This is a genomic window from Pseudomonas sp. FW306-02-D09B (assembly GCF_058782685.1).
The window spans coordinates 50,595-72,274 of the sequence record NZ_JBYSXY010000005.1; the positions used below are offsets into that span (position 1 = coordinate 50,595).

The window sequence follows — 21,680 nt, forward strand, 5'->3', positions numbered from 1 at the left end:
CGATGGGGGATAGGCAAACGGTTATGTTGATGACTAACCGCAACGATAAGAGTGGGGAGTTTTTGGGCCAGGAGCGGCGGCGACGCTGGAGCCAGAGCAAAAACTGGCCATGGTTCGCGAGAGCCTTGAACCGGGGGACGACCAGTGAAACTGGTCAGCGAACTGCCCAGCTGTGGTGCTCGGACAGCTTTGAGTTCCGTTGCGAGGACGGCGCCACACTGAGCGTGACCTTAAAGAAAATGGAGTACCTGCCTGGTATTGAATCTCATGAATAAAACGTCCTGTAGACCGCTATCGTCAGCCCCGCCACCACATAGCCGACGATGAGTACATACGGAATGAAAACCACCCAACCGAACATCAATGCAATGTTACTGGAGGAACCACAGAGCATTTTTGCCAACCCGAAGATCATCCACGGTGCCGCGTAAAACGGGATGAATACCCATGGTCCGAGCCAGATTCGGTTGAGTATCCGCTGCTCGCTCTTGCCACGCAGAAGGCGCATTTCCACCAGGGCAAAAGCGATGTAGGCGGGAATGCCAAAAGCCAATCCGAAGGTCTCGAACAACTCGACGGTTGTAGGAAAATTGCTCAGCCGATCTTCCAGCACCATCAGCAGGAGTACGACCAGCGGAATCCACAGGGCGGTGACAAGTAGTCGGCGGCGACCTGCATTGATCACGCGTTTGCCTCTTTAACAGGGTTTGCAGGTGTTGCCCGTCGCATGAAGCTGCGTCTTTCCCAGCGCAACTCAATGACTTGCGTCGCCAAAATCGCCAACAACGTGACACATCCCTGAGCCACACCATAAAACAGCGCCCTTAGCGGATTTTCAGGCAGCATCCAGAGCAGGATGAAGCCGACCATCACGCTCAGCAGCAGGAGCTTGGCCACGAGATTCGGTACCAGTGCAATCACCAGATTGACGACCAGAAATATATAAAAGAGCGCGTAGCTCGCCATTCCGATAGCAACACCATGCGAGGTGAAACCTTGGTTCAAAGCTTTGTAGCCAATCACCACCGCTTTATTCAGAAACGCGTAGGCAACACAGCCCAGGGCGTGGAAAAACAGGCACAGGGGCAGGCGGACGTATTTATTCATGCCGGATTAATAGTCCCGTAGTAGGAACCCGCGACTTGCATGGCGACAACAATCGCTAATGCAATGAACGTCAGTGCTCGGTGCACGCGTGACTCTCGGATGCCCCGATGCAGTGCCGTCAAGAGCAGTACCAGACAGAACATGGCCAGGCTGCCAAACAAATCATTGTCGGCCACAACGGCCAGGTAACCTTCTATTTCACTTGGTATAAGCATGTCTGTCAGTTTTCCATGTGTGTATAAGGTGTATTACTGATGAATACGTTCAGCCAACTTTTTCCCACGGTGGCATTGAAATAGTGAATGTCATGGGCAAAAAGACGCATCGTTGATCGTCCACTCACGCTGAGTGCCGTCATTCATTTTTTTCACGCCGCTCAAGCGCTGTCGCAACTGAGCACCGTCAACCACCTTGGTGCCGACGGCATCAGTGATGGTCAGCGAATAGTTGCCCGGTATTTGTTCGATCACGTCTTCGCCATAAGAGGCAAAGCTCGCCACCAAGGCGCGCGATCCTGCTTCGGCCTTCACGTTGCGCTCCAGTGAATGCAGATTGGAGCTGTTGGAAATCTTCATTTCCAACGGTTGGTCGCAGCGGTTTTCGACATAAACATGGTTGTTGTAAACCTGTTGTGCCGCGCAACTAGCCAGGGAGATGAAGAGCGGGAGGATGCCAGCGAACTTAATCATCGCTTTGATAGTAGTGGTTACCGGACATGAGTGAGCTGCCTGGTATTGAATTCTGGTGAGCTCGGTACGTGCTTCGACGCGGTCTTTCATATTCATGCGAGCGGTTGATTCAGGAAGTAAGTGCCAATGCCGTGCATCACCGCAAAGCCCATCAAGGTGACGAATGTCAGCGTGCAGTGAAGCTTCGAGTTCCGGCTCGCAGCGCGCAGGCCCGTCAGGGCCAAAATCAGCGCCATGCATGCGAAGCTCCCGAACAAGTCGCTGTCGGAGACAACGGCCAAGTAGCCTTCTATTTCACCGCTCACAAACATGTTCGTCAGTCTTCCATGTGGACATAGGGCGTGTTACTGATAAAAATATTTAACCAGTGCCACTCCCACTTAGGCATGGCTATATCAAAAGTTCTTTCTTTCTTATTGAAATACATCCAAGCAATGCCGACCGTTTTGTCATCTTCAACCGAGCGCATATCCAGCAATTGGGTCGAATATAATGGCGTGCGATAGACCTTTTCGGGACTCTCTCTATCAGTCACTCTCAAATACGCCATCCCGCCCAAAGTCAAGACTCGACCTACGTGAACGTTTTCAAAAATGTAGCGCCCTGAAGGACTCACAATCATCGAACTCGCAGGGTAACCAAGCATTGCCTTGACAACATAAAAAAGTAAAACAAAACACGCCACCAACACCATCAACCCTGCGATCAAGGTTCGGGGCTGCTTCCTTTTTACTGAACTGGTCATCATCAACGACATTCCGTAACCGTCCAACTTTCCCAGCCTTCAGTACCTGGGTACAGGATCATTTCGCCTTGAAATTCTGGAGCAACTCCGGAATTACCTTCTCGCATCCACAGATACCACTCTGACGTTTTCAATAGCTCACCATCCGTTGAATAGACACGGTAAAAATACGGGCTGCTGAATATTTCGATGATACTCCCCACCCCACCTAACACTCTGTAATCAGGTGCGTATCTGGAGATGTAGCACGTGCCTGAATCATTCCAGTATTTTTTTAATGGCTGCGCAACCCAAGAGCTCTGCACCTTCAGTCCAAGCAAAGCCAGCAGCAGTAAAACTACAACCAGCGATGAAATAAACACTGGCAGAGACAGACTTCGGTTCGACATCAGTTGGCCTCAATTTCGTAAGGCGTGTTGCTGATAAAAAAGTCCAGCCAATGCTCTCTCGGGTTGGACAACCCGAGCGTGAACTTCTTGCCCTGCTTATCAAAATCAATGAATACAACACCCACTGTTTGCGCGTCCTCAAATGCACCCATGTCCAAAGACACGTCAGAGAACAAGGGAGTGCGGTACACCTGATCGGGATGGTCACGATCGGTAAAGCGCAAGTACACGGCATCCCGAGGAGTCAGAAGGGAGCTGGCAGGAACCGACGCAATAAGATAACGGCCAGATGGACTCAGCTTCGAAACGTCGGGGACGCGAGTCAAAATCCCATTCACGATAATGGCAATTGCAATAACCAAACTGATCATTAGCGCAGCGGCATACACCAAACATTTGCTGGCACTGTTCATTTTCCAGGTATCTCAAGAGCACTCGGGACAGCCGCAATTTTCGGAAACAGCGCCAACGCCGGACTATGCTCAGCGAAACAGCGGCCCAACTGGCGAAGTGAGGCAAGTTCGCTCTGGTCGTAGTGATTAAAGGACATGGGTTGGCTGCCTGATCATGAATTAGAGTAAATTTTCCGCTGGGGCATTTGTCGATCCACTATTAAACGAGTGACCAGCGCCAAAATACTCATACTGAAGGTAAGCCCGCTATAGGCCATTGCACGAACCGGATTTTCTGGAAGGAAATAGAAAAGTACGATAGCGACCATCAGCACTATCGGCACAATTTTCGCCACCAACGTCGGCATAACAAATACAACAATGTTTACGAAAATAAAAAAATAAAATGTCAGTTCCGCGGTGCCACCTATTGCGACCCCTCTCGCTGTAAATCCGCCCATATGAGTCTTATAAAAAATAACCCCATAATCATGAACAACGAAATACAGAGCAATCACCAACAGATAAATAATCAAACCTAAAGTAACTCTTAAAATCATGGCGTCCACGTTGGATGTTTGCCAATGGTCAACGCAGCGACTGCAATGCGCCCACTCTGAAAAAAGCCCACATCGACAAATTCGGTATCTCCTATGGAAGTTGGTAAGGAGAGCAAATACGATGGCGGCGCATAGCGCCAAGGCGTAGCCCGTACAGATCGTTCCCACGCAAAGCGCAGGAACGATCAAGGACCTACAACAACTCAATCAAACATTCGGGCAAGGCACTGGTGCCCAGTCGCCCAGGTCCGGGTTTTTGCACATGCTGTTGACCTGAGTGGTGCCGGCACTGGCGACCTGCTTGCTTTCAGCCTGTTTGGCTTGGGCGGTCTGCAGGGTTTTCTCGGTGCTGACCGCTTCTTTCGGCACGGTTGGCAGCACCGGTTTTTTCGCCACTTTCACTACTTTTTTGCTCTTGGCCGGAGTCACGACCGGTGTGGTGTCGGCGGTCGCCACGGTGACCACGTCGGTGCGCTGCACGCCGACTTGTTGCAGGTCTTTTTCGTAGGCCTGGGTGTAGTTGTTCAGGTCTTCACTGGCTTTGCCGTTAACCGCAACGATCAGGTCGTTGGACTCTTTGAGGCCCGCAACGATTTCTGCCAGGCGCTTGCGGCCTTCGGTGTCGCTGACGGTCTTGGCCTTGCGGTCGGCGACCAGTTTGGTGAACGCGCTCTGGTAGCACTGCTGCGAAGTCTTGGCGTATGCGGTGCTGCGGTCGATGTCGGCGGCGCTTTTGTTGACGTCGGTGGCATAGGACGCGATGCGCTGGTTGTCATCGGCGATCTGCTTCTGACGCTCGGTGTAGTAACCGGCCGCGCCGCCCGCCAGGGCACCACCCGCTGCGCCGATGGCGGCGTTGCGGCCACGGTTCTCGGAATCGGTCAGGGCGCCCAGCAGTGCCCCGCCGACAGCGCCGACGGCCGCGCCGGTGACGACCGACTTGGTCATGTTCGAATCGGTGGCACGCAGGTGCTGCACCGGCTCGTAGCAGTTGGGGTAGTACTCGACCTTGGTGCTCGAGGCGACCTTGGCGGTCGGCGACGTGGCGCAACCGGTCAGTACGGTGCTGAAGCCGACGGCAATCAGCACCAAGTGACGCTTGGAAAGCGAAGCAAAAGGTTTACGGGAGGAAAGCATAGTTGTGTTCTCTTTTAAGTTTGACCAGCTCAGCACGGCCCATCGCCGCCTGAGTCCCTTCCAAGCTTGCTGTACAACGAACAATCAAGACCGCTGAGCGTTCGATGCGAGCAATTCCTTTAATATCGCCGCCGGGTCGGCTCGTCGTTGCTGACGATAATCACCGACATGGCGCACGAATAACGTCGCGCGCGTGACCAGGCTCTTGCCCAGTACTGGCTTGCGATCCAACTCTTCCTTGATACGTTGAAGCTGCGCCTGGATCACGGCATCGGTGTAGCGCGTGCCGGTTGCCAGGTTGTCGATGTAGATCGCCACCGCGCCGTCCAGCGCGCTGCGGCCGTTGTCGATGGCCGTGGCGAACAGCTTGGCGCTGGCCTCGTCCTTGGCGTCCACGGCCTGCTGGCGACTCTTCTGCAAATTGGTCAGGCGAATGTTGTAGTTGTTGACGGTCTCGGCCACCAGGGCCGCCGACTGGATCAGGTTGCCGGCCGCTTCCTCGCGCTGCTGGGCGATCAGCGAGACGTTGCGCTTGAGCTCTTCGTTGACCAGCCCCAACTCCGCTTGCAGGCGCGGGTCGATACTGGCGGAGATGATGCTGTCCAGGCGTTTGGTCGGATCCTGGGCGTCGTCGATGGCATCGGTCAGCGAAGCCAGCCGACCTTCTTTCTGCCATTGGGTAAACAGTTCCTTGTAGCGCGAACGTGGCGCCGACAACGCGCCAATCGCAACCCGGAACCCGGTGGTTTCGTTGCTTTGCTCGGTTCCGTCGGCGGCGAACAGCGGGTACTCACGACGCATCCCGGTGAACAAGGTGCCCTCGCCTTCCAGGTAGTTACCGCCCTTGACCACGAAGCCGCCGTAGGCGCCTTGGCGACGTCCGGCGTGCACGAGCTGGAAGGACTCCTGGACCATCTCGGCGGCGTTGCCGATCACGTCGAACAGGCCGATAGGGTTAGGCAGTTTGGTACCGATCGGCATCAGCCGCGCTGCCTGGCCAGTGCCACCGGCCACCTGGTTGAAGACCGCCCAGTCCGCCAGTGGCCCGTCGCCTTCACTGCCTTCCAGACGACGGGGAAACAGGCGCCCTTCCAGTTCCTGGCGGCTAACGGCCTGCCCGCCACGGGCAGCAAATTCCCATTCGACCTCGGTCGGCAAGCGCACAAAACCCAGCCCGCCCTCTTCAGCCGAGGTGCCGCGACCACTCACCGGTAGCAGGTCCTTGTGGTATTTCGTCAGCCAGGCGCTGTACACCGCAGAGAAGCGTTCGGCCTCGAATCGCGACAATTTCACCTTGGGCAAACGCCCGGCCATGCCTTGCGGGACCTCGGTTTTCAAGGCCTCGCAGGCCGGTGCCGGCTCGCCGCTGGCCAACGATTGCGCCTGGGCCATGACTTCGGCGTATTGGCGGGCGGTGACCTCGTATTTGCCGATGAAATAGAGCATCGGTTTGAGCGGGGTCTTGCTGTCGGTCTTGGGCATCAACGGTGTGATGGTCTTGCCCCAATCCTTGGGCAGATCCTTGAGGGTGAACTGGCCGTTGATAAAGTCCCGGCGGTAACCGGAGATGAACGACTGTTGATAACCGGCCTCGTCCTCACTGAATGGATAGCCGAGGCTGATCTCGCGGTCGTCCAGAGTGCCCTGGGCCAGGATGTAGACGTAACGAAACACCATCTGCCCTTCGCACGGCAGCGGCAGGCTGACGTCATCGGCTAACGGCTTGGGGTTGTCCAGTTTGTCTGCGCTTTCATCGGCACTCGCAAAACCAGCCATGCCCAAGCTGGCCAGGCTCAGCGCCACGGCGGCGCCCAGTAACTTATACATCTCGGATTCCTTCAAACGCCTGGATACGCGCCACTCGCCAGCCACCACACGCCGCTGCCACAGCGCTGACGCCGAGCACGGCCACGATGGCAAACGCGTAGTGACGCGCCAGCAGATGGCTGGCGTACTCGCCTGGCATCTGCACAAATAAATGGTTCAGGCCCGATTGCGCCAGGCCATACAGCCCGACACTCAATAGGGCGGCAAGGCCGGCGCTGTACAGCGCCTGCAACACCACAAACAAAAGCAACGCCGCCGTGGAAAACCCCAGTAGGCGCAACACCGACAAGTCTCGGCGTTTGCGCTCGACCGCCGCCAACGCGCCGGCAAAAATCGCCGCGAACGCTCCCGCCAAGGCCAATCCGGCGATGATCCAGAACACGATCGACAGGTTGCGGCTCAGCGATTGCACTTGGGCAATGGTCTGGGCCTGGGTCGAGACCAGCAGGTTCTGCGCAGCAAAGTACTGGCGCAGCGGCTCGACATCCTTGAGGCTGCGGGCGTACAGGCGAAACGCCGGATACACCCGCTGCTCCGACACGCCCACCGCATCGCCTGGCCAACCGAACGCCGGCACGGCGCGGCCGTCCCGGTAATCCTCAGCCGCTTCCAGTAACGTCAAGGGCGCGAACAATCCGTCCCGGGCGAAGGCTTCCAGCGGCAGAACGCGCAGCACCTGGACGCGAGTGCGTTGCGCTTCGCCACGACCGGCCACCTGCCGGCCGACACTGGCCACCAGCCAATCACCGGCCTTGGCCCCGAGCTTTTCGGCGGCTGTCTGGCTGAGCAGTACCTGATCCAGCCCTTGGGGCACCGGAAGACTGCCGAGCGAGGGGTCGTTGGCCGCGGTGGGGATCATTTCGACGGTCACCGTCGCGGCGCCAGCGGTCAGATCCGCCGTCGCGGCAATCTGTCGGGTGCGCGGCAAGGCGAAAGCCACGTCACTGCGCTGGCTCAACTGTGCGATAAACGTGGCACTGAACCGGCCGCCACCCAGGGGGATGATTTCCCGGGTGGCCGGGTCGTTTTCCAAGCGTTCGGTCAAACTGCTGACCAGGCCGAATTTCAAGCCGAACAGCACCAGCAGCGGCGCGACCACAGCCACCAACGCCAATACCGAACAGGCCGACAGCCACACATCGTTGCGGTAATCCTGCCAGGCCAGGGAAGCCACTAGCGTGTTGCGCATCAGCTGGCCTCCCCGAGGGTGGCGGTGACACCGCCATCGACGTCACGACGACAACTGATGCGCCGCACCTGCAAGCCGCTGGCACGTGCCAGCGACTCGTCGTGGGTGGCGACAACGCAGCACACGCCGTGTTCGCGGGCCTGGGTCACCAGCAATTGCATCACTCGCGCAGCATTCAGCGGATCAAGGGCGGCGGTCGGTTCATCGGCCAGCAGCAGACGCGGCCCATGGGCCAGGGCGCGGGCGCAACTCACCCGTTGCCGTTGGCCGACGGACAAATCACCCGGCTTTTTGCCCAGTTGATCGGCGATATCCAACGCCCCGGCCAGACGATCCACGCTACCGTCGTCTTTCAAGCCGAGCAGTTTGCGCGACAGGTCGATGTTGCCGCGCACGTCCAGAAAATCCAGCAGGCCACCGGTTTGCAGTACATAGCCCAAGTGCTGGCTGCGCAGGTCCGCCAAGGCGCTTTGCGCATCTGCGCGCCACAGCCCGCTGATGTCTGTCTTGGTGTGGCCGGGCGCAAAATCAAACTGCCCGGCCTGATCCGGAGCCAGCACCAGCGCCAGCAAATCCAGCAATGTGCTTTTGCCGCAACCGCTGGGACCAACCACCGCCAGTTGTTCACCGGCACGCAGTTGCAGCCGTGGAATTACCAGGCTGTAGCGCTGGCTGCCGGCGCCCCGGCTCTTGTGCACCGCGCTCATGTTCAGCATCACGGCAGCGTCGACAACGGAACGCGGTACAAGGCATCACCCGGCTCGGCATCGCCGAAACGCACCCAGTTGGCCAAGTCGTTATGGAAGGTTTCGTAGAGGCGGATTTTCGAATCCAGCTCGTCGATAAAGTCTTCCTGCTCGGCCACGCTCAGGGAAAGCCACAAGTCCTGGGTCATGCTCAACGACTTGCTGCGGTAGGGCAGCCCTTCCAGGTACTCACCCAGAACCCCGCCATCGGCCAGGTTGCCGCCCTTGCGCAAGGCCGAAGGATCACGGCTCATGTAGGCACTGGCACTGGCGATTTCCTGGAAGAAATTCTTCGGCGAGGTCTGGGTCTTGCGGGCGGCATCGACGATCAGTTTCAGCGATTGCTGCAAGTCGTTGAGCTGCAATTTGGTCAGCATCACGCACACCTGGAACGCCGGCAGTGCCGAGTTGGTCAGGTCGCGGTCGGCGGTCCAGGCGCTGACCAGTTGTGGCGCCTGACTGGCGGCTTTACGCCCCAGGAAGTCCATGTGCATCGCGTAGCCGACGGCTGCCGATTTGTCGGTCAGGCTCGGCGCGGCGCTCAGCAGCGGCACGGTTTGCGGCTTGTTGCTGCGCACCTGATGCACCAGGTCGGCAAACACCGAACCGATCTCGTCCACCCGCTCACCCAACTTGCGCACATCGGCGCCCGGTACCGGAATGTACAGGTCGCCGATCTGCGGGTTGGCGTCGGCGGTCAGGGTGCGATATTGGCTTTGCGCACCGGCGTGGGTTTTTTTGCCAGCGTCGCTGAGCAAGTGCAAGGCGTAGATTTTGATCTGCTTGCCTAGCGCAGCCTGACGCACTTCGGCCTCGTTCATTTGTGTGGAGGCATACGGGTCGTTCTTGCGCAGGGCGCCAGCATCGGTGACCAACAGAATCAAGCGCCCACCATAACCGGACCAATCCATGCCCTCGACCGCTTCCATCACACCGGCAAACGCATCTTCGTTGAACGAATGGCTCGAGACCGTGGTCGCCTTGACCTGCCGCGCCATGTCCATGAAACGCTGTGGGTCGCGACCCTGTTCCAGGGTGATCAAGGTTTTAGCGACGTACTCCAGACCCGGTGTTTTCTTGATGCTGTTGCGAAACCCCACCAGGCCGAAGCTGACGCTGTCCTGCTCGCCGCGCTCGGCGATGCGGGTTTGCAGCTGGTGCACGACCTCGCGCACCTGATCGATATAGGGCTGCATGGACACAGTGGTATCGACCACCAATACCACGGCGGTGCGGAATGCGTCGGCGTTGGCGGTAGTGATTGGCGTGTTGCTGGCGGCAGCCTTCGGAGCGCTACCGGGGTCGATGGACGCCACATTCAGCAACTGCACCGGCTGGCCGTTCTCATCGAAGCTCTCGCGCGAATCGAAGATCGGCAACAGGTAAAACTGGTTCTGCGGCACCGCGCTCGCGGCCGGTTCCAGGGCCAACACGCGTTGATTGTCTTCGTGGTTTTGCTGGCTCTTGAGCAGCAGGTTTTTTGCCGCTGACGGGTCGGCCAGCAGCTTCTCCACGTCGCCGGCCTGACGCAGAAACATCACCGGCGCACGGCCGGAGCGTTCGGTGAACTTGAGCACCAGGCTTTGCTTCCAGTCGCTGACCTGCGCGGCCGGTAACCAGCCGTCACTGCGCCCGTCAGTCGCCGCGCCGACACGCAGCCAAGGGCTGCCATCAACCTCTTTGCGCTGATAGACGTAAAGCACGGAAAACGCCGGCAAGGCCTTGCCAGGCGCCGCCCCCGCTTCGCTGGCGAGCGTCGCACCCGGCTTGCTGAGCACCCGCTGGAACAAGGTTTTTTTGCCGGCCATCAGCAGCGGACGCTGACCGCCATCAACCTCCATCGTCGCCACGGCGGGCGGCGTATTGACCTGGGGTGTAGAGGTCGGCGGCGCGGAAACCAGCGGCGGCTTCACGTCGGCATCGACTTTAGCATCACGGCCCAGCCACCAATAACCCACGCCGCCCAAGGCCAGCGCCACGGCCACCGCGACGGCAGCGAGTGCGAACATCGAGCCCTTTCGTTGCTCCGAGATCGAGGACTGCGGCGTCGGCTTCACGGTTGGCGGAGTTGGCGTGGGTCGGGGTTGCGGCTGCACAGGACCGCTGGGTATGTCGATAGACACCGGCGTCAATCCCGCCAGGTCATCGCCGGTCGACTTCAGCGACGTCGGAATCGGCAACGGGCGGATCGTGGTTGCTTCAACCGATTCCCCGGGCAGATTATCCAGCGCCCGCAATAGTGCCGCCGCATCCGGGAAACGGTCGGCCGGGTCCTTGGCCAACAGCTGGCGCAGCACCTCTTGATAACGACCGTGGTGCACCGGCAGCTCCGGCAAGGGTTCGGTCAAATGTGCCAAGGCCGTGGAGAGTGCATCGTTGCCGGTGTAAGGCAGTTTGCCGACGAGGATTTCGTAGAGCACCACGCCCAGGGCATAAAGGTCGGCCCGGCCGTCAATGTCCTGGCCGCGCGCCTGTTCCGGGCTCATGTAGCTGGGCGTGCCGACGGCGAAACCGGCCTGGGTGAACTGAGTACGGTCGTCCAGGGACTTGGCGATGCCAAAGTCCGAGAGCACCGCCGTGCCATCGGCACGGAACAGAATGTTCGCTGGTTTGACGTCACGATGAACCAGTCCCAGCCCATGGGCATAGCCCAGGGCCGAGGCGATCTGGCGGATGTAGATCAGACCCTGCTCCGGCGTCAGGCCGGCGGCGATACGCTCCTTGAGCGTGCCGTTGGGCAGGTATTCCATGGCCATGTAATACAGCTCACCGACATTGCCGATGTCATGGATGGTGACCGTATGCGGGTGAGACAGGCGCGCCAGGGTTTTGCCTTCTCGCAGGAAGCGCTCGCAGAAGCTCGGGTCGGCCGCCAGCGCGGCGGCCATGATTTTCAATGCCACCTTGCGCTCCAGCGAGCGCTGGGTCGCCAGGTAAACGCTGGCCATGGCGCCTTCGCCGATCTCACCGTCGATGTCGTAGCCCGGGATCAGAATGTTCACCGTGGGGTTCATGAAGGCACCTTCACGACGATGACGGTGATGTTGTCCGGAGCGCCGCGCATCAGGCCCAGGGACACCAGGCTGCTGGCGATTTCCCCGGGCTCGTCGTGGTTCAGTACCTCGGCGATTTCATGGTCCTCGACGGTCTTGTTCAGCCCGTCGCTGCACAACAGGTAACTGTCGCCGGGCATCAACAGCAGCTCAACCATCGCCAAGTCCAGTTGCGCATCGACCCCGATGGCGCGGGTGACGATATTGGCCCGTGGATGCACCCGGGCCTCGGCTTCGCTGAGCAAGCCGCTGTCCTGCAAATCCTGAACGTAACTGTGGTCCCGCGAGATGCCTTCGAGCAGGCCGTCACGCAGGCGATACAAGCGGCTGTCGCCCGCCCACAGACACACCCCGCGCAAGTCACGCGTCGCCAGCAACACCACAGTGCTGCCCATCATGGTCACGCCACGGTTGGCGGTTTCTTCGCGCACGGCAGCGTTGACCCGCAGCAGGTCGTTTTTCAGCGCTGCGGAGTATTCGTCCAGCGATCGGCCCACGGCAATGCTGCGCACGCTGTCGACGATCAGACTGCTGACGTAGTCGCCCGCCGCGTGCCCGCCCATGCCATCGGCGACCACCCACAGGCCGTTTTCCGGCAGGTCCAGGCAAGCGTCTTCATTCACCTGGCGGACCATACCGACATGGCTCTTGCTTGCAGACTTGAACGTCTTTCCAGCGCTTGGACGCATCTACACAACACCTTCTTGGCCGAGCAAAAATTGCGCAAAATCGGCGGCGACAGGCAGTCCCTGACACCGCAATAAAGCGGGGGCGATACGCTCCGAACCCTGGCCCCACCACAGACTGGCGCCTTCGCAGGCTTGTTCGGCAAGCGCAGTCATTCGCGCCTTTGGGTCGGTGGCATCAAAGCGATGCAGGCCGGCAAAACGGCTGCTTGGCGTGCGTGGCAGGCACGCCGGACTGCCCAGCGTCGTAAGGCCTGCACCGAAGGCTTCGAAGCTTGCCTCCACGCTCAACGTGCTCAACAGCAATTGCTCAACCTGTTCAAACCAGACATCCGAACTGCCCACCACCGACGCTGGGTCAGCGTCGTGATCCAGCAGCACCGCGACGGTCAGCGGAAAATACCGGCCCACTCGATCGATGCTCGGCATCACCACGCCAACGACGGCCTGCGGCCCACATACACCGGCCCCGACCATAAAGCGCCACAGCGGACTGACCAGATAGGCGTCCAGCCAACGGTCCCCGAGGCTGGCCTGGCTGGCGAGCAGACCCGCCGCCAGCCACGAATCCCAGGGGCCGATAAAACTCTGCGGCAAGCCACGGCTGACAAAGTCCCCGCGACTGGCCAACTTTCCATAGAAACCCGGAGTGCTCATAACCGCTCCGGCAGGCTGAAACCACTAAGCACACGGCTCTTGAACGGGTTGAAGGCGCTGTTGGCCCGCAGCTCGTAAGAGGCGCTGGCGCCGTCGACCCGCAGCCGCAGGTTGAAGCGATCCGGCGAGTTGCCGGCGGTCAGGTCTGATTGCTCCAACAGACGGAACCAGGCCCAGGGGCCATCCAGGGTGATGCCGGACCGACCACTGGCCGAGGGCGGCATGATCGAGATCCGCACCACGCCGATGCTGCCAGCGTTGGGCCATTGCATGGCGGTCGGACGGCTCGGGCCGTGGTCGTAGCTCAATTGCTGGCCATCGAGGTCAAGTAAAAACTGGGTGATGCTGGCGTCCATCGCCACGGGTTTGAGTTCGAAGCGCACCATCGGCTGGGTGCCGCCGGAACGGAAAAATGCATCCCGGATGGTCGCTGCCCGCTGGAAGGTTTGCAGCACGCCCGGGGCGATGCCGAGCTTCTGCGCGGCGCCCGGTTGCCAGCGCCAGGCCTGGGTCGAGGTATCCACATACGGCTGCAGGTACTTGCGGAAGTAGTTGTCCATCACCCCGCCCACGCCGAAGAACTGGCCGAAGTCGTCGAGAGTCGCGTCTCGCGCACTGCCTGGCGACATCGGATAACGCCCGGCCAGGGACTGGCGATAGATGTTCAGCACTTCGCTGGTCCAGGCCGCGTTCAGTTGATTGCGTACCCCGCCCATCATGGTGTTGGTGGTGGAGTTGACCACCGACTTGACCAGCCCTTGCACCAACGCTGGTTGGCGCTCGGCGTTGAGGCTGACCCGTGTCGCGGCCGCTGCGGCCTGGTTCTTGGCTTCGCCAAGCAAGGCGTCGCCGCTGGCGCCGACCATGGCGCTGACCTGCACATACAACGCATTCATGTCGGCCAGCAGGCCGTCGATGACCGCCGGCTCGCCTTCGTTTTTGCTGACGATGCTATTGAGTTCAGCAAAATGTGCGGTGATGGGATCTTCGCTGGACACCGGTGTGTTTTGCGTCGCCTGCTCATGGCCGAGCAAGGTGCCCAGGCGCTCCTTGAGCTTGTCGACCCCGCCGTCCACCGGCGCACCCTTGGCGGCCAGCAGGCGTTCTTCCTGTTGCAGGTCGGTTTCCTTCGCCACCGCCACCAGCAGTTTTTTCAACGGCGAGGTCGGGCCGGAAATCACCCTCAGCACATCGGCGGCCTGGGCTACGCTGGTGATCGGCACGAAGTCGATATCAGCCAGCAAGGCGTCCCATTGGCGCTGGTAATCCTGGAAATACAGGCGACGCACGTCGGCGGCCAGGCTGGCGACGTTCTGCTGTTCTGCCTGGTCGCGACCGAGCACCCACTGCTCCTCAGCCAGGGTGCCGGTCTGGTTCAGGCTTGTGAGCAAAAACCCTTGGCGATAACCCTTGGCGGTGAAGAAGCCGCTCAAGGGTTCGCCCAACGGCTTGCCGCTCTTGCGGCTGAACACCAGCGCCGCATCGCGCCCGGCCGCTTCGCTGATACGAAAGTCCGGGATGCCGTCCGGCAGTTTCTGCCGCTTGACCCGATCGTAGACACGCTGGGCCACCGGCAGTTGTTGCAACTGCCGACGCAGGTCGTCGATCAGGCGCGGGTCCAGACGTGCAGTGGGCGGATGGCGCTCGAACAGGGCCTGCAAGTGCTCCGCCAGGGCCATACGCTGCTCGGACGGCAAGTCGCGCGGCAGATTGCGGTCCCAGTCCAGGGCGATCCACGCTTTGATGAAGTCGGCATCGTAATGCTCGCTGTCGGCGAGCATCAGGTAGGCCTTCAAACCTTCATAAAGGAAGTCCGAATTGCCGCCGCCATGCAGTTGCTCTTCGATGCGCGTGAGCAAGCGTGGCGCAAAGACCGCGATCAACAGCTTGCGATAGACGCTGCCGGACTCGGCTTCAAGCATGTCGCCCTGATACAGGCCCAAGCCTTCGGCCCAGCTCGGTGCGTCGCCGGCCAGGTGCTTCACCGCGTTGAGCAACGGCAATACGGCGAGTACGTCCCGCTGGGCCGGGCTGAGGTTTTGCACGGTCTGGCCCAGGGGCACGACTTTCTGATCGACTTGCGCGATATACGCCTGGTTGGCGCGGTAGCTGACCACCCACAAGGTCCCGACCACCAGCACCAGGGCCACAGTCGAGGCCAGCACACCCCGAGTGATCCACTTGCGCCGACGTTCGACTTTCGGGTTCACCCCCACCAGCCCACGCTCGGCAAAAGCCACGGCGCTGAAGAGTTTTTCGATGAAGTAACTGCGCCCGGTGCCGTTCTGGCGCGCCAGATGTTGGCGGTCCAGGTTCATGCTCTGGGCCATGGAGCCGATCAGCCGGTCAATCGGGCTGCCTTCCTGGGTACCGCTGGTGAAATACACCCCGCGCAACAGCACCCGCTCTTCAAAGGCGTTGGGTTTGAATACGTCCTCAAGGAAGCTTTGCAGGCAATCCTTCAACGCGCCGAACTGTTGCGCGAAGCCGTAGATCAACTCGCGCCGCGCCGGGTCGCGTTCCTGTTGCAAACGCTCCACTAAACGATCGTTGAGGCGCTGTTCCAGGCCGGCGAATTCGCTTTGCAGATGGGCCAGCGGGCTGTCATTGCTTTTACCGTCATCCAGGGCAAAGGTCATACCCCAGACCTGGGTCCGCTCTTCCTTGCTCAGGGTATCGAAATACTCCATGAACCCCGGCACCAGATCGAGTTTGGTCAGCATCAGGTAGATCGGAAAACGCACGCCCAGTTGGGTGTACAACTCCTGGATACGCAGGCGGATCGCGGCGGCATGAGCGGCGCGCTCGGCGTCGCTGCCCAGCAGCAGATCGGAAAGGCTGATGGCGATAAACGCGCCGTCGATCGGACGACGGGCCCGCTGCTTTTTCAACAGGCCGAGAAAGCCCAGCCACGCAGCTTTATCCACCGTCGCATCACTGTCCTGGGTGGTATAGCGCCCGGCGGTGTCGAGCAGTACGGCCTGATCGGTAAACCACCAATCGCAATTGCGCGTGCCACCGACGCCGCGTACCGCCCCGGCGCCCAACTGCGCCGCCAACGGGAAATGCAGCCCGGAATTGACCAGCGCAGTGGTCTTGCCCGAACCCGGCGGGCCGATGATCACGTACCAAGGGAGTTCGTAGAGATTGCGACGCTCATCACCGCCCAGCTTGGCTTTCTTCAACAGCGCCAAGGCTTCGTCCATGCGCTGGCGCAGGGTTTCGAGCTCTTGCGCCGTGGCGACGCTGGTCGGGTCGGGTGGGGTTTGTGCCGCCAGGCTGCGCATGACTTCGGCGGCCTGACGGCGGGCCTGAATGATGCGAAACACCCGGTAGGCGATCCACACCGAGAACACCAGAATGATCAGCGCCCAGCGCCGGCCTTCGGGCACCAGGAATTCGAGCAGCGGCCCGATAAACCAGATGATCAGGCTCAGGGCTATCAGCCCCAGCAACGGAATGACCCAGCGGACGATAAAACTCAAAAACGCCTTCACTCGACCCCCTCCGCCAATACTGTGATTTCGACCCGACGATTGCGTGCGCGGCCCTCTGTCGTAGCGTTCGAGGCCAGCGGCTCGGTGTCGCTGCGGCCTTCGGCGCTGAAGCGCTCGGGCTGGCCGGTCTTGGCCGAAAGGATTTGCAGCACCGAAGTGGCCCGTGCCTCGGACAAGGCCCAGTTCGATGGAAACCGCAGGGTGGCAATCGGGCGATTGTCACTGTGCCCCGTCACCCGGACCTGGCCCTTGACCATGCGAATGGCCTCGGCGATGCGCAGCATCAGCGGCTGAAAATTGTCGACGATGCTGGCGCTGCCCGAAGCGAACAGCTCATCGCCACGGATGGTCACCACGGAACGATCAACGGCATCTTCCACAGCCACCCGACCGGCCTTGATTTCATCGGCAAGGAAGCCCGCCAGGCGGGGGCGCTCGATCAGTTTCGGTTGCACCACCGGGCGGTCGATCGCCTGCACCGGGATCTCGCCCAGGGCATGGATATTTTTAAACACCGGCTCGGCGTCGGCGGCCAGTTTCAAGCGCAGGCCGAACAGCAGTGCCAGCAGCAACGCCACGCCGATGGCCACGGCGATCCATGGCGGCATGAATTGCGCCAACCGGTCGCGGGCCACGGCGACGCCGCGCCAATGGGGCGACAGTTCACGCTCATAGTCGCCACGGGCGCTGCGGATGACCGCACTGGTGCGTTCACGCAAGGCCTCCAGTTGGCTGCGACCGTCGTTGATGACCCGATAACGCCCTTCGAAACCCAGACACATGCACAGGTACAACAGCTCCAGCAGATACAAACGTTCGCGGGGGCTTTGCAGGCAATGCTCCAAGAGCTGGAACACCTTCTCGCCGCCCTTGGCTTCGTTATGCACGGTGATCAGCAAACTTTGCTTGCCCCAGTCGCTGCTGCCGCCCCACGGCGTACTCAACACCGCTTCATCCAGCGCAGTACACAGGGCGTAACGGGCCAGCAACACATCGTTGCGCACCACACCGGCGGCCTCGGCGCGTTCCTCGAACTGGCGCAGGTAGGCCAGTAATTGCGCCCGCAGGCTCGCCGGCGCCGGGTGGGCAATGGTGTTGCGCAAGCGGCTCATCAAAGCCAGCAGCGGGCCCGCGGCGCTCTCCAGAGGGTTGAGACCTTCAGCTTTACCGGTCAACACCGGCGCGGCCGGCATCGAAAGCGGCGTGGACTGGGCGCGACCAGGATCCGGGCGGCCCGGGTCGGCGCCACGGCCACCGGGTGTCGGCATGAACTGGGTACGATCGTCGTTGTTCATTGCGGTTTATCCTCGGATCGCCCAGAAAGCCAGGTCCAGCCCCGGGAATTGCCCCGCGATGTAGAACGCAAATCCTCCGGAGTTGGCCAGTTGCTGCCAATGCTCGCTGCCCCGGTCGAGTTCGTAATAGGTGGAGCCTGCGTGATACGGGATCTGCCGCGGCGCCACCGGCAGCGGCAGCAGGCCGATGCCCGGCAATTGCAGGTTGACCAGGTTGCGGATGTGCTCCACCGAGCCGACCTTGCTCTGTTGGCCGAAGTGGCTGCGCAGGGTCTCGGCAGGCACGTCGGCGCGCACCACCAGGATGAAACTGGCGCTGTCGAGCAGGGCCTTGTCAGCCAGCATTGCCACATGAATGCCGTAGGCTTTTTCGACGATCGGAATCGGCGTGGCCTTACTGTCGATCAGCATCGACAGCGCCTCGCGCAGGGCTTGCATCACCGGCGCAAAACTCAGCGCCAGGTTGTCGTGCTGGTACTGCGGGTTTTCCTGCGGTCGCCGCCCGGAAGCGGTGAAGGTCGAAAACTCACCGGCCAGGCTCACCAACTCGCTGTAGAACCGCTCGGGGTGCAACGGGCTCAACTGGCTCAAATGCTGGATCAACGGCTGAGCGCGGTTGACCAGTTGCAGCAGCATGAAGTCGGCAATTTCCGAGGCACCGCCGGCACCGGAAGCGACCACCCGCCCGGCGAGGGCTTCGCCGCGTTGATGAAGCAGGCCCAGCAGTTCGCTGCGAAACGCGGCCAGGGGTTTGGAGGCGGATACATCCATCAGCGGTGGGATGTAAGTGTCGTCGAGCACCAGGGCGCGGTCGGCGCGCTTCTCTTTGATTCGCACCAGGCCGATGGCGGCGTAGTCGCTGATGCCATCCTCGGCAATCAACAATCGCAGCGCCCTGGAAGCCACTGCCACCGGCGCACGGTTTTCAAACGGCGCGTTGTCGTCCCGTACTTCGCGCACCTGGCTCACGTAGCGCGCAGCGCCCGGGGTTTCGCCTTCATCAACGGTGTCACGCGCTCCGGCACGCTTGAGCGGCAAGGCCAGGTACACCAGGCCATCGCGCAGGTCGGCATCGACATTCAGCGGGCTCGGCGCCAGGTCATCCTGGGGAATGTTGAATGGCGTGCCGTCCGGCAACAGGCCCCGCGCCGAGATGATTGCCAGTTTGCCCTGGGCCAACAGACCCTGATCAATCAGCAATTCGGAAAAACCCCAGGCGCCGGCCGACAACGGGCGGCTTCGGGCGTCGATGAGGTTTTCCAGATAACGGTCATGCTGCTGGAAGTGCTGCGTTCCAATGAACATGCCTTCCGACCAGACCACGCGATTGTTCCAGGACATGGGGGCTCCGATTGCTTATTGGGCAGGGCTGGATGGGGGAACAACGACGGCGCTGCGCACGGCGCGCACATCGAGGCTGATCTGGTATTCGGTGTATTGGCGCGGCGGGACATTCAACACCGTGCGCCACTGCGCCTGATCCAGTTCGCGATACCCCACCAGCACACCGATGTGGCGGGTGGCTGGGTCGAGGTCGCGTTGCAAGCTCAATTGCTGGCCGGGCTCGACCAGCACTTCGTCCTGGTCGAGCAGATCAGCGCCGAGCGTCGCCTGGGCCCGTTCGGCCAGGGCGAAATAATCGGAACGGCCGAAGGTGGCGGCATTTTTCAATTCGAAAATGCGCACCCGGACCGGGGCCGGCTGGCCGGTGCTACCGGGGTTGAGCCCGGCGATGGCGTGGAAGTGCAACTCGACGGCGGCGGTGTCAGCCTCGGCCTCGGCCTCAGCCACTTCGGGCTGGGGTTTGGCCGTATCCTTCGCACACGCGGTCAGCAGAAGCGCGGTGGCAACTGCGAGTAAAAACCTGTGAATCATCCTGCGTCCTCAATGACGTTTCAGCTATCCATTGTTCCGTTCGTTGCTATGTATCGCGTTATGAGTCGGTGCTCAGCCGCGGCGCGGCCTTGTACTGTGCTCTTCGTAGGCGCGGCTGAATTCCCGACCGAACAGGTCCTGGAAATCCTCTTGGGCCTCGCGGGAAATCTTGCTGTAGAGCTCGGTGAACTGCTGCCAGTACTGGGCCTGTCGCGAGCCATTGAAAAGGCTCGACAGGCCACCGGGCTTGCCCATGCGCTCTTCCAGTTGCGCCGGCTCGAAGCGCGCCAGCAGATGCTTGATCGCTGCTTCCACACCGGCCATCACCGCCAATTGGTGGGCACGCAAGTCGTCGAAGCTATCGCGCACCGCCAGGTCCGGCGCCATGAACGCCTGACTGCTGTGGCGCAGCAGCAACAGCATGGCTTCATCGACGTTGGGAGCGAATTTCAGCGGGTTGTTTTCCACGGGTTGAATCATCGTCTGCTGAATGCGGAACTCGCCCTTGAGGCTACTGCGGGCGCGCAAGACATCGATCAGGCCTTCGACCATCAGTCGATAACTGCGGCCGATGCTTTCCATCTGCGCTTCGGCCTGGGCCTTGTCCAGGCGCAACTGATCCAGACCTGCGCCGCGCAGGAAGGCTTGCAACAGGTCGGGTTGAGCATTGTCGGCCGGGCTGACCGGATTGACCTCGCGTTCGACGATGGCCACGGGCGGTTCATGCAGGGGTGCCGGCGCGATCGGTGTGCTGATTTGAGGCGCGGGTGACGGCGTAACCTCTGCAACAGGCAAGGGGGCGACAGGCAGCGGGGCAACCGCAACCGGCGCAGACTTATCGCTGAACAGGTCCCAATCTTCCGGAATCACCGAGGCCGACGCCAACGGTACAGGCACCGCCACGGGCGTTGGGTTGGGAATCGGGGTCGGTGGGCGGAAGTCATGCTGCTCGGCCGGGACATGGTCGGGCTGGGTGGCAGGCGGGACGCTGGTCGGGGACAGGAAGTCGAAAAGGTCCGACACTGTGTCCATGGCCGACCCGCCCTGGAAATGTGCGGGCGGGGTTATGGGCAACGACGTCGGCGTATTCGCAGCAGCGCCCTGGTGCCCCATCAGGGCCTCGAAGCTGTTGGACGAATCGGCGAAAGGGTTGCTGTCAGTCACCGGCAGACTGAAATCGATGCGCGCCTGGATGTCATAATCACCGATACGGATAACTTCGCCATCCTGCAACGGCTCGCTGTTTCCCTTGCGCAGACGAATGCCGGCCTTGACCAATTCCACACCATTAGTGCTGTTATCGGTTAAATAGTAGCGGCCATCTTTGTATTGAATAACGCAATGTTTGCCGGAAATAAGGCGCTGAGGGTCAGGCAATACCCAGTCATTATCAGAATTGCGGCCAATTGCCATCATGCCCCGGTCCATGGATTTTTCAGAGCACTGACCTGGGGTAATCTTGTGATAACTAGTGATAGTCAAACACAGCGACATCTTGCCTCCTTGCTGAACACTTTGCGCGCAGGCGAGTGAGGGCCTACGCCCGAGTGACTCTCGCCGACATACCTTGCAAACAACGTCGAAAACGCCTTTCAACCAGCATGATTGCTGATCTTAACCGGCTTGCGTGACAAAAAACCTGCATAAGTGCCCGCCTCGACCCACCGGTCGCGCGGGTTGTTAAGCACCTCACATCTGTCGCACAGGATAATAGCTTACCTTGACAAGGCATAAGTACTACACCAAAAATGCGCAAGTTCTTGAATATGAGCGACGGTACTTCAAGATCATTGCCCCTCAAAAGAGCAATTACCGTCAAGGAAACATGTGAAGTTC

20 protein-coding genes and 1 pseudogene are annotated in these 21,680 nt (G+C 60.4%); 1 reads left to right on the forward strand and 20 read right to left on the reverse strand.

The genetic code is table 11. The features are described from left to right. Positions 1–29 precede the first annotated feature (29 nt). Positions 30–136, forward strand: a pseudogene (locus AC3WK5_RS10470) (transposase); the annotation flags it as partial. A 129-nt stretch (positions 137–265) separates the two neighbouring features. Here the strand turns inward: AC3WK5_RS10470 and AC3WK5_RS10475 are convergent. The 20 genes from AC3WK5_RS10475 to tagH form a co-directional block, all read right to left on the reverse strand. Further along, on the reverse strand, positions 266–685 hold the full coding sequence (locus tag AC3WK5_RS10475) for a hypothetical protein (RefSeq protein ID WP_103314758.1): 420 nt from the start codon (positions 683–685) through the stop codon (positions 266–268). After that, positions 682–1,107: a hypothetical protein gene (locus AC3WK5_RS10480; protein WP_103314759.1), complete on the reverse strand. Its 426-nt coding sequence runs from the start codon at positions 1,105–1,107 to the stop codon at positions 682–684. Before AC3WK5_RS10480 ends, AC3WK5_RS10475 begins: the two co-directional genes overlap by 4 nt. After that, complete coding sequence (locus AC3WK5_RS10485; protein ID WP_103314760.1) at positions 1,104–1,322, reverse strand: hypothetical protein; 219 nt, start codon at positions 1,320–1,322, stop codon at positions 1,104–1,106. Before AC3WK5_RS10485 ends, AC3WK5_RS10480 begins: the two co-directional genes overlap by 4 nt. A 90-nt stretch (positions 1,323–1,412) precedes the next feature. Beyond that, positions 1,413–2,036 carry a hypothetical protein gene (locus tag AC3WK5_RS10490; protein WP_256585106.1) on the reverse strand — a complete coding sequence of 208 codons (624 nt, stop codon included), beginning with the start codon at positions 2,034–2,036 and terminating at the stop codon, positions 1,413–1,415. Positions 2,037–2,112: 76 nt separating this feature from the next. After that, a complete protein-coding gene (locus AC3WK5_RS10495) occupies positions 2,113–2,544 on the reverse strand; it encodes a hypothetical protein (protein WP_054594690.1) in 432 nt (143 codons plus the stop codon). Next, a complete protein-coding gene (locus AC3WK5_RS10500) occupies positions 2,544–2,930 on the reverse strand; it encodes a hypothetical protein (RefSeq protein WP_146039793.1) in 387 nt (128 codons plus the stop codon). The genes AC3WK5_RS10495 and AC3WK5_RS10500 overlap by 1 nt, the downstream gene beginning before the upstream one ends. After that, on the reverse strand, positions 2,930–3,343 hold the full coding sequence (locus AC3WK5_RS10505) for a hypothetical protein (RefSeq protein WP_103314762.1): 414 nt from the start codon (positions 3,341–3,343) through the stop codon (positions 2,930–2,932). The genes AC3WK5_RS10500 and AC3WK5_RS10505 overlap by 1 nt, the downstream gene beginning before the upstream one ends. Before the next feature lie 152 nt (positions 3,344–3,495). Continuing rightward, a complete protein-coding gene (locus AC3WK5_RS10510; protein WP_054594693.1) occupies positions 3,496–3,882 on the reverse strand; it encodes a hypothetical protein in 387 nt (128 codons plus the stop codon). 207 nt (positions 3,883–4,089) lie between these two features. Further along, complete coding sequence (gene tagQ / locus AC3WK5_RS10515; protein WP_103314763.1) at positions 4,090–5,019, reverse strand: type VI secretion system-associated lipoprotein TagQ; 930 nt, start codon at positions 5,017–5,019, stop codon at positions 4,090–4,092. A gap of 84 nt (positions 5,020–5,103) precedes the next feature. After that, positions 5,104–6,846, reverse strand: a complete 1,743-nt coding sequence (locus tag AC3WK5_RS10520) for a formylglycine-generating enzyme family protein (protein WP_103314764.1) — start codon at positions 6,844–6,846, stop codon at positions 5,104–5,106. Beyond that, a complete protein-coding gene (locus AC3WK5_RS10525; protein WP_103314765.1) occupies positions 6,839–8,035 on the reverse strand; it encodes an ABC transporter permease in 1,197 nt (398 codons plus the stop codon). The genes AC3WK5_RS10520 and AC3WK5_RS10525 overlap by 8 nt, the downstream gene beginning before the upstream one ends. Next, complete coding sequence (locus AC3WK5_RS10530) at positions 8,035–8,751, reverse strand: ABC transporter ATP-binding protein (RefSeq protein WP_103314766.1); 717 nt, start codon at positions 8,749–8,751, stop codon at positions 8,035–8,037. The genes AC3WK5_RS10525 and AC3WK5_RS10530 overlap by 1 nt, the downstream gene beginning before the upstream one ends. Further along, complete coding sequence (locus tag AC3WK5_RS10535) at positions 8,751–11,795, reverse strand: serine/threonine-protein kinase (RefSeq protein WP_103314767.1); 3,045 nt, start codon at positions 11,793–11,795, stop codon at positions 8,751–8,753. Before AC3WK5_RS10535 ends, AC3WK5_RS10530 begins: the two co-directional genes overlap by 1 nt. Next, positions 11,792–12,523: a PP2C family protein-serine/threonine phosphatase gene (locus tag AC3WK5_RS10540; protein WP_054594699.1), complete on the reverse strand. Its 732-nt coding sequence runs from the start codon at positions 12,521–12,523 to the stop codon at positions 11,792–11,794. Before AC3WK5_RS10540 ends, AC3WK5_RS10535 begins: the two co-directional genes overlap by 4 nt. Beyond that, positions 12,524–13,177, reverse strand: a complete 654-nt coding sequence (tagF, locus tag AC3WK5_RS10545; protein ID WP_103314768.1) for a type VI secretion system-associated protein TagF — start codon at positions 13,175–13,177, stop codon at positions 12,524–12,526. Continuing rightward, positions 13,174–16,674 carry a type VI secretion system membrane subunit TssM gene (gene tssM / locus AC3WK5_RS10550; RefSeq protein WP_103314769.1) on the reverse strand — a complete coding sequence of 1,167 codons (3,501 nt, stop codon included), beginning with the start codon at positions 16,672–16,674 and terminating at the stop codon, positions 13,174–13,176. The genes tagF and tssM overlap by 4 nt, the downstream gene beginning before the upstream one ends. Next, the gene (locus tag AC3WK5_RS10555; RefSeq protein WP_103314770.1) at positions 16,671–17,969 is read right to left on the reverse strand and encodes a DotU family type VI secretion system protein; all 1,299 of its coding nucleotides are present in this window, start codon (positions 17,967–17,969) and stop codon (positions 16,671–16,673) included. Before AC3WK5_RS10555 ends, tssM begins: the two co-directional genes overlap by 4 nt. A 6-nt stretch (positions 17,970–17,975) precedes the next feature. Further along, entirely contained in the window at positions 17,976–19,310 is a 1,335-nt protein-coding gene (tssK, locus tag AC3WK5_RS10560; protein WP_054594703.1) for a type VI secretion system baseplate subunit TssK, read from the reverse strand. 15 nt (positions 19,311–19,325) lie between these two features. Then, on the reverse strand, positions 19,326–19,844 hold the full coding sequence (gene tssJ / locus AC3WK5_RS10565) for a type VI secretion system lipoprotein TssJ (RefSeq protein ID WP_103314771.1): 519 nt from the start codon (positions 19,842–19,844) through the stop codon (positions 19,326–19,328). A gap of 72 nt (positions 19,845–19,916) precedes the next feature. Continuing rightward, positions 19,917–21,338, reverse strand: coding sequence for a type VI secretion system-associated FHA domain protein TagH (tagH, locus tag AC3WK5_RS10570; protein ID WP_103314772.1), 1,422 nt, complete (start codon positions 21,336–21,338; stop codon positions 19,917–19,919). Between the last annotated feature and the right edge of the window lie 342 nt (positions 21,339–21,680).